Below are 18,933 nucleotides of genomic sequence, written 5' to 3'. Positions count from 1 at the left end.
CCTAGAATATTGCAAGTACTTCTTCGTATAAAGCAATATATCTAGGAACAATTGCATTTACATCGAATTTTTCTGCTTCTAAAAATGCATTCTGTTTAAACATTTCTAAAGTAGTATCATTTTCTAAAATGCGAATAGCATTCTTAGACATTTCATTAATATCACCAACTTCACTTAAATACCCCGAAATACCCTGTGCATTAACTTCGGGTATTCCTCCTGTGTTACTCGATATCACAGGTACCCGATTTACCATAGCCTCTAAGGCTGCGAGCCCAAAACTTTCCTTTTCTGAAGGAAGTAAAAACAAATCAGAAAAACACAATATCTTATCTATCTCATTACTATTCCCCAAAAAGATGACTTTTTCTTTTATTCCTAACTCTCTACATTTTTTTTCGGCTTCTTTGCGTTCAGGCCCCTCTCCTACCATCAGTAATTTTGCTGGCATTGCATCCTGAATATTATAAAAAACATCAATCACATCAGGAATACGTTTTACAGGTCTAAAATTACTAATGTGAGTAATAATTCTTTCGTCAGGTTTTGCCATTAATTCTCGCTGACAATCTGTGAAACTGGTTTTCTGTTGACTTACATCTATAAAATTAGGGACTACATTTATTTCCTTTTTAATGTCAAACAATCTTAGTGTATCATCTTTTAAGCTCTGAGAAACTGAGGTCACAATATCACTTTGATTAATACTAAATGTTACAGCTGGTTTATAAAAAGGGTGATTTCCTACAAGAGTAATATCTGTTCCGTGCAATGTAGTAACCATTGGTATATCAATCCCCTCTTCTGCCAACATTTTCTTAGCCATATAGCCAGCGTAGGCATGAGGTATTGCATAATGAACATGTAGCAAATCTATTTTATATTTTTTTATGGTATTTACCAACTTGCTAGATAATGCTAATTCATATGGTTGATAATGAAAAAGAGCATACTCAGGTACACTTACCTCATGAAAATGAATATTTGGGTTTAACAATCCCAATCTAACAGGTTGTTTATATGTTATAAAATGAACTTGATGATCTAATTTGGCAAGAGCAATTCCTAATTCTGTGGCTACAACCCCACTCCCACCAAAAGTAGGGTAACATACAATAGCAATATTCATGAATACATTATTATTTGGTGACAAGGTACAAGAAAATTGGCATTGTATTTTGTTAAAGGACTTTTAAAAAAACAACATAAACAAAACTTATGAGCCTTAAAACTACAACTAATTTGATGTTCTAAAATGACCAAAAATTAAACTAAGAGCTAAAAATCAATATTTTACACCTATAAATATAACAGATTAACGAATAAAAAAGCCATACATCGAATAAATATTATGAAACCGAAAAATCTACAGTAATTTGTATTTATAATACTAGCTTTACTAATGTCAGTCAATAGGAATTAGTAAACTAAGTACCTCTCGGGAATACGGAACATTTTTAAACTAAAAAAGATGAAAAATAGAGACATCATCATTATCTTCTGTTTTTTTGGTCTGGCACAACTTTTCGCACAACAAAAAGTATATGTCTTAAATCCAGATCATACACAAAACATTATTCAAAACACTTTAGTTTACTCTCCTCAGACATTTAGTGTGCACAAAAAAATGATGCAAAGCACCATTCATAGAAAAGTAAAAAGAAAAACGCCTGAGTATATACTTTTAGAAAATAGTATTAAAAAACTAAAACAAGACAGTATAGCTCTGTATCAGCAATATCAAAAAGCAGTAATAAAAAGTCAACAAACTAATCAGGTTATTGCATATATAAACAGATTTATTAATTCTGACAAACCATATGACGCTAAAGTAAATAAACTTATTGCCGCTCAAGCAATAGCTAATCAATGTGGTATTAGTGATTTAATTTATGCTGACCAGGACATACAGTCTATGAGAGAAAATGATTTTGTATTACTATCTAAGAATATTGATGACCTTACCCAACACCTAAAGAATGTAATTACTCGAATCAAAAAAAACCAGAAAAAACCTACCATAAACTACACAGAATTAACGTTAGAACATATAGACTTAAAAAAACAACTAAGTCATAAAAATAAATACGAATACTATTTAGAAAAAGAAAAAATTGAAAAGAACAGACTAATTCTTGGTGAAGAAATTAACAACATAAAGCTTTCTGGTTTTTTTAAAAAGGAAGATACTTACGAAGTTTTAGTAAAAAATTATGGTTCGTATAAAGTAAATGAATTAATATCCAAGAGCGAAATAATAGCGAACAAGATTCCGAAAGAAACAACTAAAAACCTGAAAGCAAACACTTTAATAACGAATATTAAGACAAAAGAACAATACTATATAGCGTCTAACCTTCTAGAAGTATTAGATTATACTTCTCCTGAAACCCAGATTGCAAAAAATCAAAAGTACCAAAAACCAGATGCAAATATATCTGATGCTTATGCTGTTGAAAATACTACATACTCTATACAAGATTATGAAGTCATGATTTTAAAATGCGAAAAACTCACGCAAAAGCTAAAAAAGCATAACGAAGCTATACAGGAAGGTATCATGACACCAGACCAAACAAAAATTTGGGAAAAAGATATAATTGAGGCGCGCATCTTAAATAATAGAATACGAAAATACTCTGAATTATATGAAAAGAAGAACTACCCGGTTCAAGAATACGTAAATGAAGAAGCCATTAAAAACTATATTAATTTTGATAAAATTCTAAAGTATTCTATGGAGAATATTGCTGACTTTTGAAGCATTAAGAATCCTAGTATTTTATTAAAAAAAGCAGATCATAAGCCGGATTCTGTTTCCTCGTAGAACGAATATCCTTATCATTTATCTAGACTAGTAATTACTCACCAGCTCAAACCGCCTACCCTCCAATATCGGGCGCGCAACCCTCAAGCATTGGTATACATGACGTTGCACCACATAGAGTTTACCTGATTTCACTACAGCATTATCTGTACATTCTTTCTGTTGCACTTGTCCTCATCTTACGATGGACGGGCGTTACCCGCTATGTCTGCGCTATGGTGTCCGGACTTTCCTCCTTATACTAAAATAGTATACGGCGATAAGGTGATCTGCTTTGTGCAAAAGTATTACAATTCTAAAACCTAAAATCTAAAATGTGAGATATTTTTTTATGTTGATAACTCAGGATAAAAAAGAGTTTCTCTAACTTATTATTTCTTGGCAATTTTTAACTTTGCGTCGGTATGGAACATTTTATAGTATCTGCTCGTAAGTACAGACCTCAAACATTCGATGATGTTGTAGGTCAAAGGGCTATTACTAATACTTTGCTTAATGCCATAGACAATCATCATTTGGCACAAGCATTACTGTTCACAGGTCCCAGAGGAGTAGGAAAAACATCTTGCGCCCGTATTTTGGCTAAAAAAATTAATCAAGATGGTAATGAGGATCCTAATGAAGACTTTGCCTTTAATATTTTCGAATTAGATGCCGCTTCTAATAATTCTGTCGATGATATAAGAAGCCTGATTGATCAGGTACGAATCCCTCCTCAAGTTGGGAAATATAAAGTGTATATTATCGATGAAGTCCATATGTTATCTCAAGCTGCCTTTAATGCTTTTTTAAAAACATTAGAAGAACCGCCAAAACATGCAATTTTTATTCTTGCAACCACCGAGAAACATAAAATTATACCTACAATATTATCCCGATGCCAAATATTCGATTTTAAACGAATTACCGTTACAGATGCCAAAAATCATCTTGTAAAGGTTGCATTACAAGAAGGAATTACTGCCGATGAAGAAGCTCTTCATATAATAGCACAAAAGGCAGATGGTGCAATGCGAGACGCCTTATCTATCTTTGACAGAGTCGTAAGTTTTAGCGGAAAAAACCTGACAAGACAAGCCGTTACCGAAAACCTTAATGTATTAGATTATGAAACCTATTTTAAGGCTACAAATTTAATCTTAGAGAATAATATTCCGCAACTGTTATTAGAATTTAATACTATTTTAAGTCAAGGGTTTGACGGACACCATTTTATTGCTGGTCTTGCTTCCCATTTTAGAGATTTATTAGTTTGTAAAACTCCGGATACAATATCTCTTCTAGAGGTTGGCAAGCAAACCAAAAAGAAATATTTTGAGCAATCTCAAAAAGCATCACGTGCTTTTCTCATTAAAGGAATAGAACTCGCAAACGATTGTGACTTAAAATACAAAACAAGTCGCAATCAAAGACTACTTGTCGAATTATGCCTAATGCAACTCGCCTCTATCTTACTACAAGATGGAGAAAAAAAAAATGACCGACCATTCATAATTCCTCCGACATATTTTATTGAAAAAGGAATAACACCAATTAAAATTTCTCCTGAGTCAAAAGAAAATGCAATTAGTAAAATAGAAAAAGAGAAGCAAGTTGAAACTCCTCTACAACCTCAGGAAAAAACAATACCAGTCAATGAAACGTCATCATCTACTATCGCAGAAGACAAAACAGTAACAAAGATAGAAACAGAAACAGAGACAGAGAAAAAAACTATTACCCTAGCTAACCAAAGAAAAACTTCAGGATTATCTCTAAGCAGCATTCGGGCCAAAAAAGAACACCAGGAACGTAAAGAAGAAATCGTGGTGGACCCCAAAAATCTTCCTAAAGAAGCCTTTAATGAAGTACAAATGCAAGAGGCGTGGCTTGAGTATGGGAAAATACAGGATAAAAAAGGAGAACGTATTATCGGATCGATGTTTGCTATGAATACTCCCACACTTCAGGAAGGGAAAATCACTTTAGAACTCCCAAATCAATCTATGAAAGTAGACCTTGAAGCTGCTCAATCTGGATTATTACAATTTCTATATCAAAAACTGCAAAATTATAGTATTGAAATTAACATTACAGTTAATGAAGAAGCTTCTAAAAAATACGCATTTACTCCCCAAGACAAATACAACAAGTTAAAAGAAAAAAACCCTCTTATCGACAAACTTCGATCTTCTTTTGATTTAGATATTTAATTTGAATTCAAAACTTCCTTCAAATTATATAGTTACTCACAGTACAATTCACTATTATTTTAATTTACTACAAACATGCATTGTAACGAAAATGCACCAATAGTCAGTCAACTTTTCTAAAATCTGAACAATATTCTCTAACCATTTTGCTTCTTAAGACACAATGATAATACTAATTTAGTCTGCTTTTTAGTATCTAAAAAAATACCCTAACACCATCTTTTTTTACTCAATCCAGATTAGTTTTTTCACGGAAAACGGTGTATCACATAAACTCTATAAATAATATTTTTACAACAAAAATCACTTTTAACTATCAAATTCATAACAAAAAGTTAAAAAATGCCGGTAAAAATATATTAAACCCAAAAAAAACGCTAAAAACATAAAAAGCATTCTTGCAAGAGTAGACGCAAATTGTGAGTGTCTTTAAATGTTCACTACTAATTCAAATTTTAAAAAAACAATCATGTTAAAAAGCATTTTAAATTTAAATAATGTTCAAACATTATCAAAAGAACAAAAAGAGAACATTACTGGTTCAACGTCATCAAACCAGTGTTGCATGTATTATTCTGGAGTCCTAATTTGTGATGCCGGACGTCGCTTAAGCAATGGATCCTGCCTTTGGTACTAGTATAAATAATCTTAAGGAGCTGTCAATATTTAATTTACTAGCAGCTCCTTAGCCTATTTAACCTCTCGAATATTTACATCCTATAGTCAACATTGAATACAATAAGTATCTATCAATAGATTAAAAAACATTCTTGCAAGAGTAGACACAAATTGTGAGTGTCTTTAAATGTTCACTTAATTCAAACTCAAAAAAAACAATCATGTTAAAAAACATTTTAAGTATTAATAATGTTCAAACATTATCAAAACAACAGAAAGAGGACATCAAAGGTGCTTCGAGCGTAAGACCGACTTGTTCTCAAAATGGTAGTCAGTGTACACAGTCTGACCAATTCGGAATCTATACTGATTACGGTCGATGCATGCGTAGCGGAATATGCCTTTGGTCATAGGTAAGAAACCGTTATAATTATAGAAGCTGTTTACATCAATCTAAACAGCTTCTATTTCACAAACTTTTTATATACTCATAAGTCCACTAAATTCCATCAAAATTATTTGCTAAGACTTACGATGTTAAGATTACTTTTTTCTAAAATCAAATCCAAAAAAGGAGCGCATCAGAGGAGGTAAAAGTCCTCATATTTCTTTCAAAAAATATTCTTCATTTTACAATTACCCCCTTTTTCGAATTGTTTTATCTAATTTTGTAGTAAATTATACTATAACAATTAGACTATGCTCGGCCTAAAACTTCCTACAGACCCAAGATGGGTAAATATCGTTGAAAAAAATATTGAAGAAATTCTTACAGATCATGCCTACTGTGAACAAAAAGCAACCTCTACGGCTATATCACTTATTGTAAGTTTTCCCGAATATACCGATTTGGTTCAGGAAATGACAAAATTAGTAAAAGAAGAAATAAGCCATTTTAAAATGGTTCATGACAAAATTATTGATAGAGGCTATATACTTGGTAGAGATCGAAAAGATGATTATGTTATTAAATTACTTACTTTTTTCCCTAAAGGAGGAAATAGAACAACACAGCTTGTTCATCGACTTTTATATGCAGCTTTAATAGAAGCAAGAAGTTGTGAGCGTTTTAAACTACTTTCTGAAGAGCTAAAGGATAAAGAACTTGCCGAATTTTATAAAAGCCTTATGGTTAGTGAGGCGAACCACTATACGATGTTTTTAAATTTTGCTAGACAATATGGTGATCGTAAAGAAGTCGACAAAAAGTGGCAAGAACTTCTTGTTTTCGAGGCAGAGATCATGAAATCCCTGGGAAATAAGGAAACTATTCATGGATAGCCTGTTGATATTATGACACTTGACATACCATAAAACTCTAAAAGACAAAGAAACTACTAATTTTCAGAGTTATTAAAATTATTTTTAAAAAGATTCAATTATATATTTAAACGTACAATTATAGACTATTCAAATACTTCAATAACATCTGGTAACTAAAATATTAACTCGGTACCCTTTGATAAGCTATATGTAAACGAAGAACTTACCTCCTTAGGATTAAGGAGGTAAGTGTTGGGGAAAACAAAAAAAGTAAGGGAAAAATTGTAATTGGAATACCTGTCAAAGATAAAGAGGTTTATAGCATATGCGGTTACGGTTTTACCTCAAACTTTAGCAGGAATAGTAACACTTAAGAGTTTTTTAACGTATAATTCACTGAAAAACAGCAAATTAAACAACAACAAGATGTCTGTGTTAAAATATTGCAAACAAAAAAAACGAATAAATTTTAAATAAATATCACTAATTAACTTCTCTTAATTGAGGAAAAAATTAAATTTGCAGTCATTAGCATTTAATCATCATATAATTTTACTCTTTTGGAAAATAAAAAAGCAATTAAGTTAATCGACAAAATTCTGGGAGATCTAGAAAAAACTGGCATCAATTCTGATACATTAATTGACGACATCAAAGAATTAAGAACATATGCACTTGAGGAGCAAATCCCTCTTGTTGTAAAAGTACTTAGATACACCTATGAACACATTGAAAAAAATGATTCATTTCTGATTCCAATTCCAGATGATGAGCCGGTTGAAGAAGAGGAGGCATCATTAGATTCTCAAGATAGTGGTGCGAGCGATCCTGTAGAGAGTTTAAAATATATGATTGCACTTACCAAGAAACTTAACAACAGAATGAACATATCGGACCTAAAAGAGTATAGAGATGCTCTAATGGAATACTAAGAAGGTTAGATAAGTATATCCCATCCAAGTGGTATAAAAAGAATGAGGAGGACTATACTAATTTGATATAAAACAGATAAACCCTGATTTGCATCAGGGTTTATCTGTTTTAGTATATTATTGTTAAGAAACTACTAGCTCACAAAACTTAGAATTATCTTCTAGCATCGTATATTCTAAACCGAACACCGACCCTTGCATAAATATCAAAAAACTTACTATTCGTATCTACTATATTATCAACAAAATCATTCATCACTCCTACTTCGGCCATAATATCAAACATTTCTCCAATCATTTGAGAAAAACCAGCTCCATAGACACCACCAATAACTAAATTTTCAAATTCTCCATCTTCGAGTTCTTCTCCTGCTATCTCAAATTTTGTATTTACTCTAAAAGAAGGTCCAACATTAAGAAATGCTCTAAACCTGTCTTTACCACTCCCCATTAGATACCTAAACTTAGGATTAAAACCAACCTGAAGTGTTTCTGCATCCCCTAGACCTTCTATTTCGCTAGTTCGCTGCAGTAGGTCCAAAGAAAAAACAATACTTGTCGCGGCCCTAAAACCCATTACATAACCATAACCCGCATTAACAAAAAAACCTGCTCCGGCTGTAGTTTCAGTATTATCAAGGTTTAGTTTTGAAAAAGTGGCTCCACCGGTGACTTCCCATCGATATTGTCCATATGACGCAAAAGAGATTACTGCAAAAAAGATTAAGAATACTGTTTTTTTCATAATTAGATATTTTAGATTTGAGGTTAAATCGGTATAAGTTACTAAAATTAAAAAAGGACCACAAAAAAACCTGCCATAAGACAGGTTTTTAAAAATATTTTTTAACAAGAAACTATTTATGCATAAAACTTTGTTTCTCTAACAAAAATTCTTCTGTTTCTACCACATCTTCGTCAGGAACACAACAATCTACTGGGCATACCGCCGCACATTGTGGCTCTTCATGAAACCCTTTACATTCTGTACATTTATCCGGAACTATGTAGTATACTTCGTCACTTACAGGTTCTTGTGACTCATCTGCATTCACTTCTTTACCTCCAGGCAGAACTACATCTCCCTCTAAATCCGTACCATCAGAATATCTCCAATCATCTGCACCCTCATAAATTGCTGTATTAGGGCATTCTGGTTCACATGCACCACAATTTATACATTCATCTGTTATTATAATTGCCATAGCTTTTTTTATTCTAAATTTGCACAACAAAAATAACTCCTAAACTAGTGATAAACAAATAAGAGATGCTATTAAATGATCGAGTAACGGCTTTTTGTGAGCTAGGAAAGTTCTTAACCCAATTCAAATCATCTGGTAATAAGAAGGTTAACAACATTATTGGCAATGACGTTTTTTTTGAAGAAATGTCGAACAAAATAACGAGTGCCGTGCACTATAATGGATGGTTTACAGAGGACAATGTTATTTTTGCAATAGAACAATGGGCAAATGCATTGACAGAAAAGAATTTAACAAACTGGCTATCTAGATATAACATTGGCACTGTACAACCAAAAACTATTGGTATTATTATGGCGGGAAATATTCCTTTGGTTGGATTTCATGATTTCTTGTCGACTCTAATTACTGGGCATAAAGTAGTAATAAAACAATCTTCGAGTGATAATAAACTTCTTCCATTTTTGGCAAGTTATTTAATCTCTATAGAACCAAGATTTAAAGAGCGTATCACCTTTACCGAAGATAGATTGCAAAATTTTGACGGTATAATTGCCACAGGAAGTAATAACACTGCAAGATATTTTGAGTATTATTTTGGTAAAGTCCCTAATATAATTCGTAAAAACAGAAATTCTATTGCAATTCTTACTGGTCAAGAAACGGCGTCTCAACTTAAGTTACTGGGTGAAGACATTTTCAGATACTTTGGTTTGGGTTGTAGGAGTGTCTCAAAAATAATGGTGCCAAAAGACTATAATTTCAATTTCTTTTTTGAATCTATTTACCCATATCATTCAATAATCAATAATGCGAAATATGCAAATAACTATGATTACAATAAAGCCGTCTATTTGATGAGTAATTTTAAACTATTTGAAAATGGGTTTTTAATTCTTAAAGAAGATGTAAGCTACAGCTCTCCTATTGGTTCTTTATTTTATGAAACTTATGAAACGCTCGATGAAGTATACAAAAAATTAGAAACCGATACCGAAAAAATACAATGTATCGTAGGTCACAATATACCTACTAAAAGCATTGAGTTCGGGCAATCACAAGAACCACAGCTTTGGGATTATGCTGATGGCATCGATACCATTAATTTTTTAACAAAAATTATTTAAATAATTTATCATTTTGATGATGAATTTGTATCAGATTATTAGCACCTTTGTGATGTTTTTTCTGATATATTAAATTATTTCACAAAAAGACATAAAGAAACATAATTAACAATAATAAACTACTAACGAAACCTAAACGATTATCATTTTGCATTTTTATAACTGTAATCGTTAAAGATTCCAATGTGGATATTAAGAAACAACAAACATTTAGCACATGAAAAAGCACAATTTTAGCGCTGGACCCTGTATTTTGCCGCAAGAAGTATTTAATGAAGCTTCTCAAGCTATTTTAAATTTTAACAACTCCGGTCTTTCCATTATTGAAATCTCCCATCGTAGTAAGGATTTTGTTAATGTAATGGAAGAAGCGTCTAGTTTAGCTTTAGAATTATTAGGCCTTGAAGGCAAAGGATATAAAGCTTTATTCCTTCAAGGAGGAGCAAGCACACAATTTCTTATGGCTGCATATAATTTGTTGCAATCCAAAGCCGGATATATAAATACTGGGAGTTGGAGTAGTAAAGCTATAAAAGAAGCAAAGCTTTTTGGAGAAGTAATTGAAATAGCTTCTTCTAAAGATGCTAATTTTAACTACATCCCCAAAGGGATTAATGTACCAAGCGATCTAGATTATATACACTGCACAAGCAACAATACTATTTTTGGGACACAAATTAAAGACTTTTCTTTTGCAGATAGTGCTCCTTTAGTTTGTGATATGAGTAGTGACATTTTTTCAAGACAACTTGATTTTTCTAAATTTAGCTTGATATATGCTGGAGCTCAAAAAAATATGGGACCTGCAGGAACCACTTTGGTTGTTATCAAAGAAGATATCCTTGGTAAAGTAAACCGTCAAATCCCTTCGATGCTTGATTATTCCATCCACGCTAGTAAAGATAGTATGTTTAACACACCTCCTGTATTTGCAGTATATACTTCTATGCTTACCTTGAGATGGCTTAAAAAGAATGGTGGTATTGAAACTATTGAAGAACTAAATGAGAAAAAAGCAAAGCTTATATATTCTGAAATAGATGTAAACCCATTATTCAAAGGTTTTGCTGTAGAAGAAGATAGGTCTAATATGAATGCCACATTTACATTGGTTAATGAAGATCTGAAAGAAACATTCGACTCTATGTGCAAAGAAGCAGGAATGAATGGTGTAAATGGTCATAGAAGTGTCGGCGGTTACAGAGCAAGTATGTACAACGCAATGACTATTGACAGTGTAGCTGCTCTTGTAGAGGTTATGGATGAACTAGAAAGAAAAGCATAACATCATAAACTATTAGCATTAAATTTTGCTTTTTTAAAAAATTATTGCAAAAAATTGTTAAGACAAACCAACTAAAAAACTTAACGTTAAAAATTAAACTTGGAAATGAAAGTACTAGCAAACGACGGAGTATCACAAAGCGGAATTGATGCCTTACAGAAAGAAGGATTTGAAGTTTTGACAACCACAGTTGCTCAAGACCAATTGGTTGATTATATTAATAACAATGAAATTTCAGTATTACTTGTTCGTAGTGCAACCAAAGTAAGAACTGATATAATTGATAATTGCCCTTCTCTAAAAATTATAGGACGTGGTGGCGTAGGAATGGATAATATCGATGTAGCCTATGCTCGTGAAAAAGGATTACATGTAATTAACACTCCAGCTGCTTCATCAGGATCTGTAGCAGAATTGGTATTCGCACATTTATATGGTAGTGTACGTTTTTTACATGATTCTAATCGTAACATGCCATTAGAAGGTGATAGTAAATTTAAAAACCTGAAAAAAGCCTATGCAGGTGGTACAGAATTAAGAGGAAAAACTCTGGGTGTTATTGGTATTGGACGTATCGGACAAGCGACTGCAAAGATTGCAATTGGTGTAGGAATGAATGTAATTGCTTTTGACCCTTTTATAGAAGAGGTAGATATCCCATTAGAGTTTTTTGACGGACAGTCAGTAAATGTAAAGATAAAGACCGTTTCGAAGGAAGAAGTACTTAAAAATGCAGACTTCTTTACACTTCATGTACCTGCTCAAAAAGAATATGTGATCGGTAAACCTGAAATCGAACAAATGAAAGATGGAGCAGGAATTGTAAATGCAGCTCGAGGTGGTGTAATTGATGAAGTGGCACTAATAGATGCGTTAGAAAAAGGTAAACTAGCGTTTGCAGGACTTGATGTTTTTGAAAGTGAACCAACACCAGCTGTACAAGTATTAATGAACAAAAGAGTTTCACTTACTCCGCATATAGGTGCCGCTACAGGAGAGGCTCAAGATCGTATTGGTCAAGAATTAGCAGATCAAATAATAAGTATTTTGAAATAGAAAATCATATTATTTACATACATAAAAAAGGGTCGTTTTAGATAATAAAATGACCCTTTTTACATTTCATCCTACTAAAACAGAGTTTCATCTATTATATCTCAAAATAAAATCCACATATTTTCTATTCTAGAGATAAAAAATGTAACTTTAAATTCACATATAAAACGATTAACTATGTCTGGAATTTTAGATCTTTTAAATAGCCCAATGGGTAAACAAATTATTAGCGGTGTAAGCTCACAAACGGGTCAATCTGCTGACAAAACAAGCGGATTATTAAGCATGGCAATGCCTGTTTTAATGGGAGCTATGCAACGAAATGCATCTACACCAGAAGGAGCCTCAGGATTATTAAGTGCATTGTCAGGTAATCACAGCGGCGGTATTTTGGATAACCTTGGTGGATTATTTGAAGGTGGTGTAGACCAAAGTGTTACAGATGATGGTGCAGGTATATTAGGTCATATTTTAGGAGGAAAACAAGCCTCAGTAGAAAGTGCTTTAAGTCAAAAATCAGGAATTGATGCTGGATCTGTAGGTAATATCCTTAAGGTTGCTGCCCCTATATTAATGGGTGTTTTAGGTAAACAAGCTTCTCAAAATAACGTGAGTGATGCTAATGGATTAAGCAGTTTACTTGGCGGAATGTTAGGCGGAGGAACAGGTTCTAAACAACAATCGCTGATTGAATCATTCTTAGATTCTGATGGAGACGGAAGTATTATCGATGATGTTGCCGGGATGTTACTTAGTGGTAGCGGTAAAAAAAGCGGACTAGGTGGATTATTAGGTGGCCTCTTCGGAAAATAAGAAAATATTTAAAAAATAGTTAAAGCCGAAGACAGTTCTTCGGCTTTTTTGTATTTTAAAAAAAATACGTTTATGAAAAATTACATCTACATAGTTGTTATACTTTCATTTATAGTAAGCTGTGCATCCACAAACAATATCCCAAACAAAAAAATAACTTCTCATGCAACTTCTTCTGATACAATAAGAATTGCTAATGATAGCCTAGAATATGAAGTAATTATTTTTGAACCAGGCTTTAATTCTTGGTTAGTTACACAGCGACCAAGAGGATATTATGCTGAGCAGTTTCTAGAAATCCGTAATAGACAATATGTAACGGAATATAATCAACGAGTTGGACTACCTCAACAATTTGATCCAAACCTCTATCTACAAGAAATTAATTATCAACGAAATATACGATACGGGTATGAGGTGAACTATCTTCTATACAATTACTTTTTGTTTTTAGAACAGCGCTATAGACAGCGTTTTCTTGCAACCAGAGGATAATAAATTTTGAAGAACAAAATATTTTCATAGGGTATTTATATATCGCCAAAAACGATTAAACAAATCACCTTTTACCCACTAATTATAACCATATAAATAGTCTCCCGTAGTATCATCATTATTAAATTCGTGGTTTAACTATTAGTGCCTTTCATTACACTCCCCCACTCATTTACACCCAAATTTCTAAAAAATATAACGTATTTTAAGAAGTTGAAGATTGAGATAATTAAATAATTTCAACAAAGATCCTTTCTCAATTTCTTATTTTCATTAATTTTACCTCCTAATAAGTCTCAAAATAAAAAAGGAATTGTCAGTATATTTTTTGAAATTCCTATGTTATACAACATAAGTCTATGGAAAGTTTTAAAAACAAATGGGAAATAAAACAAAATTGGCAACTTGTTTTCCCTGCTCTAGGTATCATAGGTTTAGTTATCTCTTCTTACTTAATAGGTAAAAGTATCTCTAAACATTTTTTAATAGAAAATGAAATCATTAATTCTTCTGTATTATTATTTTTAACTTCTCTTTTTACCGTTTTTTTCCTGTTTATCACATTGAAAATTTTCGGAAAATTAGAATCTCGCTGGGAAGTCACCTATCGTTGGGAGTTAATTGCAATATTTATAGTTTTTGCTATAACAGGATCTACATCAGCAAGAATTTCTGATCCTATTATACATTTTATTGGATTATCCCAAGAAACTACCAGCGGATGGTTATATTGGCCTCTACGTATTTTACTAATATTCCCAATTTATCAGGTACTATTAGTTTTTGTCGGATGGCTTTTTGGGCAATTCAAGTTTTTCTGGACTTTTGAAAAAAAAATGTTAAGCAGATTAGGATTTGCTCGTTTTTTTAAAGATTAGGAAATATCTACATCAATAATTTCTTCTACCTTTTCTTTTTTAAATACATGAGTATATAACCACATTATTGTAAATGTTGGTATAACATCCATACCTGGCAGTGCCTCTTCTATTAGAGTAAAAACTCCTGCTGCTTTACCCACGTTACCCTTATACATTCTAGTCATTAGCCATGCAGCCAAAGGAGCCCATACAATGTCAGCGAATTCACCAACTCCAGGAATTATAAAAGTAACCATTCCCAACGCATCAAAGAATAAACTTAATGCAAGTTTTTTGTATTTATCTTTTACCATGTTTATTATTTAGTTTAATAAATTAATATAAAACAAATAGAGCAAAGAGTATTCCAAAAAAATTATCCTAAATCAGAACTGATTAATCTTAAGAATTCTGTTCGTGTTTCAATTTTTTCAAATTGTCCTCTAAAACCAGAAGTAGTAGTCACCGAGTTCTGTTTTTGTACACCGCGCATCATCATACACATATGAGAGGCTTCTATCACAACAGCAACTCCTTTGGGTTTTAGTGTATTGTTGATACACTCTAATATATCATGTGTTAATCGTTCTTGAACCTGTAAACGTCTTGCAAATACGTCAACTATACGTGGTATTTTACTCAACCCGACAATATGACCATTTGGTATATAGGCTATATGAGCTTTACCAAAAAAAGGTAACATATGATGCTCGCACAAAGAGTAAAGCTCAATATCTTTTACAATTACCATATCATCATATTCCTCCTTAAACATCGCGCCTTTGAGTATATCTTCTGGATTCTGATGATATCCTTGAGTTAGAAACTGCATTGCCTTTGCCGCCCTTTCGGGAGTCTTAAGAATACCCTCTCTATTCACATCCTCTCCGAGATCTTCTATAATAGATTCAAATTTGTCTTTTATATCTTCGGTAACTTCAATATTATACTCTTCAAAATTTTTATAAGGCATGGTAATTACTTCTATTTTTCTTTTTTCAATTTATTTTTAAAGATACTATATAATTTAGTAAGTTTTGGATTTATCACAAATTGACAATACCCCTGTTCACTATTCTGGTTGTAATAATTTTGATGATATTCTTCTGCATTATAAAACGGCCCTAATTCTGTAAGCTCTGTGACAATAGGGGCATCAAAAATAGATTCTTTATCCAAATTAATAATAGTTTCTTGGGCAATCTCCCTCTGTGTTTGATTGATATAGAATATAGCACTTCGATACTGTGTTCCACGATCAGCCCCCTGCTGATTTAATGTAGTAGGATCATGAGTGGCAAAAAATATCTGAAGAAGTTCTTCAAAAGTAACCTTAGTACTATCAAATTCAATTTTAATTGCTTCTGCATGACCTGTTCTACCTGTTGTAATTTCTCTATACGCAGGGTTTTTTATGGTTCCTCCTGTATAACCAGAAACCACTTTTTTAACTCCTTCTATTCTCTGAAAAACTGCTTCTGTACACCAGAAACATCCACCAGCAAAAACAGCAAGGTCAAAATTATTCTCTTCTTTAGTCATGAGTATCTTCAAAATTTTAAACGAAAATACACATATTATCCCATTATTTCTTTCAATTCTTATTTTTAGACTCTAGACTATTTCATAACTATTTAGTTGGCAGATAATATTGAACACTCTGTAATTATATTCATCTATTTTAATTAAAGCCAATTTAAACAAAGTACTTTATCAACGATTATTAAAGTAGTTTTTCTAAAAATATAATGCAGTTAAACTATTCTTCTAATGGATACTTTTGGGGATTCTCATGAGATTGATTACTTTCACTTCTTATTAGAATTAACGGATACTGCAGACTATCAATAATCATTTAAAATGGCAGTATAAACCGCAGACAATGATTAAAGCAAATAACATTCATAAAAACTACGGAGAACTTCATGTTCTTAAAGGTGTAGACCTTCATATTAAACAAGGAGAAATAGTTTCTATTGTAGGTGCATCTGGAGCAGGTAAGACGACGCTGCTTCAAATTCTGGGAACATTAGACCGTGTTAATCAAGATCAAAAAGGAAACTTGCTTATCAATGAGACTAATATTAATTCATTATCTCAGAAACAACTTTCTAAGTTTAGAAATGAACAACTAGGTTTTATATTTCAATTTCATCAATTGTTACCCGAATTTACAGCATTAGAAAATGTATGTATCCCATCATACATAAAAAAAACTCCAAAAAATGAGGCTGAAAAAAGAGCGAAAGAGCTTTTGGATTTTCTTGGACTTTCGCATCGAATTAATCATAAACCCAATGAGCTCTCTGGGGGTGAGCAACAACGTGTAGCAGTAGCAAGAGCATTAATCAACAACCCTAAGGTAATTTTTGCAGATGAACCCTCTGGTAACTTAGATAGCGAGGCCGCCGAAAACTTACATCAGCTATTCTTTAAGCTAAGAGACCAATTTGGGCAGACCTTTGTAATTGTTACACATAATAAAGAGTTGGCAGATATGGCCGATCGAAAATTAATAATGGTAGACGGAAAAATTGTAGGTTAAATTATAAAAATGAATATCAAAATTTTAGAAACCAGAGTAATAAATCTCAATGATATTTTACACCTATATAAAACTAATGGATGGAGTTCTGCTAACAAACCTGCAGAACTATATAGGGGACTCATAAATTCCCATTCACTTGTTAGTGCATGGGATGAAAAGAAACTAGTAGGAATCGGCAATGCGATTTCTGATGGACATTTAGTAGTATATTACCCTCACTTATTAATTGACCCCAAATATCAAGGAAAAGGTATAGGACAAAAAATACTCGCTAAAATGCAAGAAAAATACAGTGGTTTTCACATGCAAATGCTTTGTGCGGATGGAAAAGCAATAGATTTTTACAAAAAAAATGGTTTCGAAATTGCGGGAGAAACCAAATCGATGTGGATTTACAAGGGAAACGAACATTAAAATTAATAATGACCAAAAATGTCCCTATAACTGAACTCAAGAGTTTTCTTGATGAAAAAGCAGCATACTATGAACAACCTAAATTCATAGAAACTGACCCCATACAAATACCTCATCTGTATACGGCCAAGGAAGACATTGAGATCGCAGGTTTTCTGACCGCTACAATTTCTTGGGGAAATCGTAAAAGCATTCTGACTAATGCCAACAAGCTTATGGCCTTGCTAGAAAATAGCCCCCATGACTTTGTAATGAATCATACACAAAAAGATCTTGAACATTTTGACAGTTTTGTTCATCGAACATTCAACAGCAAAGATGTAACCTATTTCATAAAGGCTTTACATAACATATATACCAAGTATAATGATCTAGAATCACTTTATACTCCTTTTAATAAAGAAAATAATCTACAGGCAGCCATTCACCATTTCAAAAAAGAGTTCTTTACCCTACCTCATTTAGTAAGAACAGAAAAACATATCAGTGACCCTCTTAAAAATTCTGCTGCCAAGCGTATTAATATGTTTTTGCGATGGATGATAAGAGATGCTAACGCCGGGGTTGACTTTGGGATTTGGACAACACTTTCTCCTAGTCAATTATCTTGCCCTCTAGATGTTCATTCTGGTAATGTTGCACGTAAACTAGGACTTCTTCAAAGAAAACAAAATGATGCTAAGGCACTATCAGAACTGGACCAACAACTAAGGGATCTAGATCCTATTGACCCTGTCAAGTATGATTATGCATTGTTCGGTTTAGGAGTTTTTGAAAAATTTTAATTGGAACATAAACCAAACACTACGTGATGTCTTATAAATCATTCTTAACAATATTAAAACTGCGTTTTGTAAAACAAGGTTATTACTTTTAAAAGAATCTTTTAGGTATCCGAATCTAAAAACAAAATCACTAACCATATCCTACTTCTATCTATTGAATAAAGAAAAAAAGCATAGATAACAAAACCAATAATAAAAGACCTAAAAGTAAATACTTAACAACCTTACTAAAGGAACAATTACTTATATAAATTAACGAAAAGATGATTCCTAGTACAATACCAATATTACCATATAATATAGGAATGATAAAATACAATATCCCATCGATATTATGAGGATGTTCACTCCCAAAGAAAGTAACAACTATAAATGCCAATATAAAGCCCGTTAAGGCATACAAGAGTATAGCACTTAACAAAGATTGTAATATAAAATTAAAATGTTTTCTGGTATATTTATTTGACATTAATTTTTCGATTAATTCTTTGGTCCAAAAATAGTTTGACTCAC

At 32.4% G+C, this 18,933-nt stretch carries 21 protein-coding genes and 1 other RNA gene; 14 read left to right on the top strand and 8 right to left on the bottom strand.

Annotation, left to right across the window (positions count from 1 at the left end):
• Position 1: 1 nt before the first annotated feature.
• Positions 2-1,129: an N-acetyl-alpha-D-glucosaminyl L-malate synthase BshA gene (bshA, locus tag DZ60_RS0110645; RefSeq protein ID WP_025742060.1), complete on the bottom strand. Its 1,128-nt coding sequence runs from the start codon at positions 1,127-1,129 to the stop codon at positions 2-4.
• 342 nt (positions 1,130-1,471) lie between these two features.
• Here bshA and DZ60_RS0110640 point away from each other — a divergent pair, with 342 nt between their 5' ends.
• A complete protein-coding gene (locus tag DZ60_RS0110640; protein ID WP_025742059.1) occupies positions 1,472-2,761 on the top strand; it encodes a hypothetical protein in 1,290 nt (429 codons plus the stop codon).
• A gap of 26 nt (positions 2,762-2,787) precedes the next feature.
• Here DZ60_RS0110640 and rnpB read toward each other — a convergent pair.
• Positions 2,788-3,103: RNase P RNA component class A (gene rnpB / locus DZ60_RS24220), an RNA gene on the bottom strand.
• A gap of 128 nt (positions 3,104-3,231) precedes the next feature.
• Between rnpB and DZ60_RS0110635 the strand changes: the two genes are divergently transcribed.
• From DZ60_RS0110635 to DZ60_RS0110625, 4 genes are all read left to right on the top strand, one after another.
• The gene (locus tag DZ60_RS0110635) at positions 3,232-5,019 is read left to right on the top strand and encodes a DNA polymerase III subunit gamma/tau (protein ID WP_025742058.1); all 1,788 of its coding nucleotides are present in this window, start codon (positions 3,232-3,234) and stop codon (positions 5,017-5,019) included.
• An 839-nt stretch (positions 5,020-5,858) separates the two neighbouring features.
• The gene (locus DZ60_RS24880) at positions 5,859-6,050 is read left to right on the top strand and encodes a hypothetical protein (RefSeq protein WP_152537413.1); all 192 of its coding nucleotides are present in this window, start codon (positions 5,859-5,861) and stop codon (positions 6,048-6,050) included.
• 286 nt (positions 6,051-6,336) lie between these two features.
• On the top strand, positions 6,337-6,918 hold the full coding sequence (gene miaE / locus DZ60_RS0110630; RefSeq protein ID WP_025742057.1) for a tRNA-(ms[2]io[6]A)-hydroxylase: 582 nt from the start codon (positions 6,337-6,339) through the stop codon (positions 6,916-6,918).
• Between the two features lie 542 nt (positions 6,919-7,460).
• Positions 7,461-7,832, top strand: a complete 372-nt coding sequence (locus DZ60_RS0110625) for a hypothetical protein (RefSeq protein ID WP_025742056.1) — start codon at positions 7,461-7,463, stop codon at positions 7,830-7,832.
• Between the two features lie 154 nt (positions 7,833-7,986).
• Here DZ60_RS0110625 and DZ60_RS0110620 read toward each other — a convergent pair whose 3' ends face one another.
• Positions 7,987-8,577 (bottom strand): outer membrane beta-barrel protein, encoded by a 591-nt coding sequence (locus DZ60_RS0110620; RefSeq protein WP_152537412.1) that lies wholly within the window; start codon positions 8,575-8,577, stop codon positions 7,987-7,989.
• Between the two features lie 112 nt (positions 8,578-8,689).
• The gene (locus tag DZ60_RS0110615) at positions 8,690-9,037 is read right to left on the bottom strand and encodes a 4Fe-4S dicluster domain-containing protein (RefSeq protein WP_025742054.1); all 348 of its coding nucleotides are present in this window, start codon (positions 9,035-9,037) and stop codon (positions 8,690-8,692) included.
• 65 nt (positions 9,038-9,102) lie between these two features.
• Between DZ60_RS0110615 and DZ60_RS0110610 the strand changes: the two genes are divergently transcribed.
• The 6 genes from DZ60_RS0110610 to DZ60_RS0110585 all read left to right on the top strand — a co-directional run bounded on the left by DZ60_RS0110610 (position 9,103) and on the right by DZ60_RS0110585 (position 14,691).
• Entirely contained in the window at positions 9,103-10,164 is a 1,062-nt protein-coding gene (locus tag DZ60_RS0110610; RefSeq protein ID WP_025742053.1) for an acyl-CoA reductase, read from the top strand.
• A gap of 217 nt (positions 10,165-10,381) precedes the next feature.
• Positions 10,382-11,449, top strand: a complete 1,068-nt coding sequence (gene serC, locus DZ60_RS0110605; protein ID WP_025742052.1) for a 3-phosphoserine/phosphohydroxythreonine transaminase — start codon at positions 10,382-10,384, stop codon at positions 11,447-11,449.
• A gap of 105 nt (positions 11,450-11,554) precedes the next feature.
• Positions 11,555-12,505 carry a D-2-hydroxyacid dehydrogenase gene (locus DZ60_RS0110600; protein ID WP_025742051.1) on the top strand — a complete coding sequence of 317 codons (951 nt, stop codon included), beginning with the start codon at positions 11,555-11,557 and terminating at the stop codon, positions 12,503-12,505.
• 177 nt (positions 12,506-12,682) lie between these two features.
• Positions 12,683-13,318, top strand: a complete 636-nt coding sequence (locus tag DZ60_RS0110595; RefSeq protein WP_025742050.1) for a DUF937 domain-containing protein — start codon at positions 12,683-12,685, stop codon at positions 13,316-13,318.
• A gap of 72 nt (positions 13,319-13,390) precedes the next feature.
• Entirely contained in the window at positions 13,391-13,813 is a 423-nt protein-coding gene (locus DZ60_RS0110590; RefSeq protein ID WP_025742049.1) for a DUF6146 family protein, read from the top strand.
• Between the two features lie 359 nt (positions 13,814-14,172).
• Entirely contained in the window at positions 14,173-14,691 is a 519-nt protein-coding gene (locus tag DZ60_RS0110585) for a DUF6787 family protein (RefSeq protein ID WP_025742048.1), read from the top strand.
• Here the strand turns inward: DZ60_RS0110585 and DZ60_RS0110580 are convergent.
• The 3 genes from DZ60_RS0110580 to msrA all read right to left on the bottom strand — a co-directional run bounded on the left by DZ60_RS0110580 (position 14,688) and on the right by msrA (position 16,215).
• Positions 14,688-14,987: a hypothetical protein gene (locus DZ60_RS0110580; RefSeq protein ID WP_034229418.1), complete on the bottom strand. Its 300-nt coding sequence runs from the start codon at positions 14,985-14,987 to the stop codon at positions 14,688-14,690. The genes DZ60_RS0110585 and DZ60_RS0110580 overlap by 4 nt on opposite strands.
• Positions 14,988-15,049: 62 nt before the next feature.
• On the bottom strand, positions 15,050-15,646 hold the full coding sequence (folE, locus tag DZ60_RS0110575) for a GTP cyclohydrolase I FolE (protein WP_025742046.1): 597 nt from the start codon (positions 15,644-15,646) through the stop codon (positions 15,050-15,052).
• A gap of 11 nt (positions 15,647-15,657) precedes the next feature.
• Complete coding sequence (gene msrA, locus DZ60_RS0110570) at positions 15,658-16,215, bottom strand: peptide-methionine (S)-S-oxide reductase MsrA (RefSeq protein ID WP_025742045.1); 558 nt, start codon at positions 16,213-16,215, stop codon at positions 15,658-15,660.
• A 340-nt stretch (positions 16,216-16,555) separates the two neighbouring features.
• On the opposite strand from msrA, the gene DZ60_RS0110565 reads away from it, so the two are divergent.
• From DZ60_RS0110565 to DZ60_RS0110555, 3 genes are read left to right on the top strand one after another with little or no spacing between them, the layout of a single operon-like run.
• Positions 16,556-17,218, top strand: a complete 663-nt coding sequence (locus DZ60_RS0110565) for an ABC transporter ATP-binding protein (RefSeq protein ID WP_025742044.1) — start codon at positions 16,556-16,558, stop codon at positions 17,216-17,218.
• Positions 17,219-17,227: 9 nt separating this feature from the next.
• Complete coding sequence (locus tag DZ60_RS0110560) at positions 17,228-17,635, top strand: GNAT family N-acetyltransferase (protein WP_025742043.1); 408 nt, start codon at positions 17,228-17,230, stop codon at positions 17,633-17,635.
• Positions 17,636-17,643: 8 nt separating this feature from the next.
• Entirely contained in the window at positions 17,644-18,420 is a 777-nt protein-coding gene (locus tag DZ60_RS0110555) for a TIGR02757 family protein (RefSeq protein WP_025742042.1), read from the top strand.
• A 151-nt stretch (positions 18,421-18,571) separates the two neighbouring features.
• Here DZ60_RS0110555 and DZ60_RS0110550 read toward each other — a convergent pair whose 3' ends face one another.
• Positions 18,572-18,889 carry a hypothetical protein gene (locus DZ60_RS0110550; protein ID WP_025742041.1) on the bottom strand — a complete coding sequence of 106 codons (318 nt, stop codon included), beginning with the start codon at positions 18,887-18,889 and terminating at the stop codon, positions 18,572-18,574.
• Positions 18,890-18,933 lie beyond the last annotated feature (44 nt).

It is taken from the genome of Aquimarina pacifica (genome assembly GCF_000520955.1).
In the GTDB taxonomy this organism is placed as follows: Bacteria; Bacteroidota; Bacteroidia; order Flavobacteriales; family Flavobacteriaceae; genus Aquimarina; species Aquimarina pacifica.
This window is presented reverse-complemented; position numbering and strand designations above follow the sequence as displayed.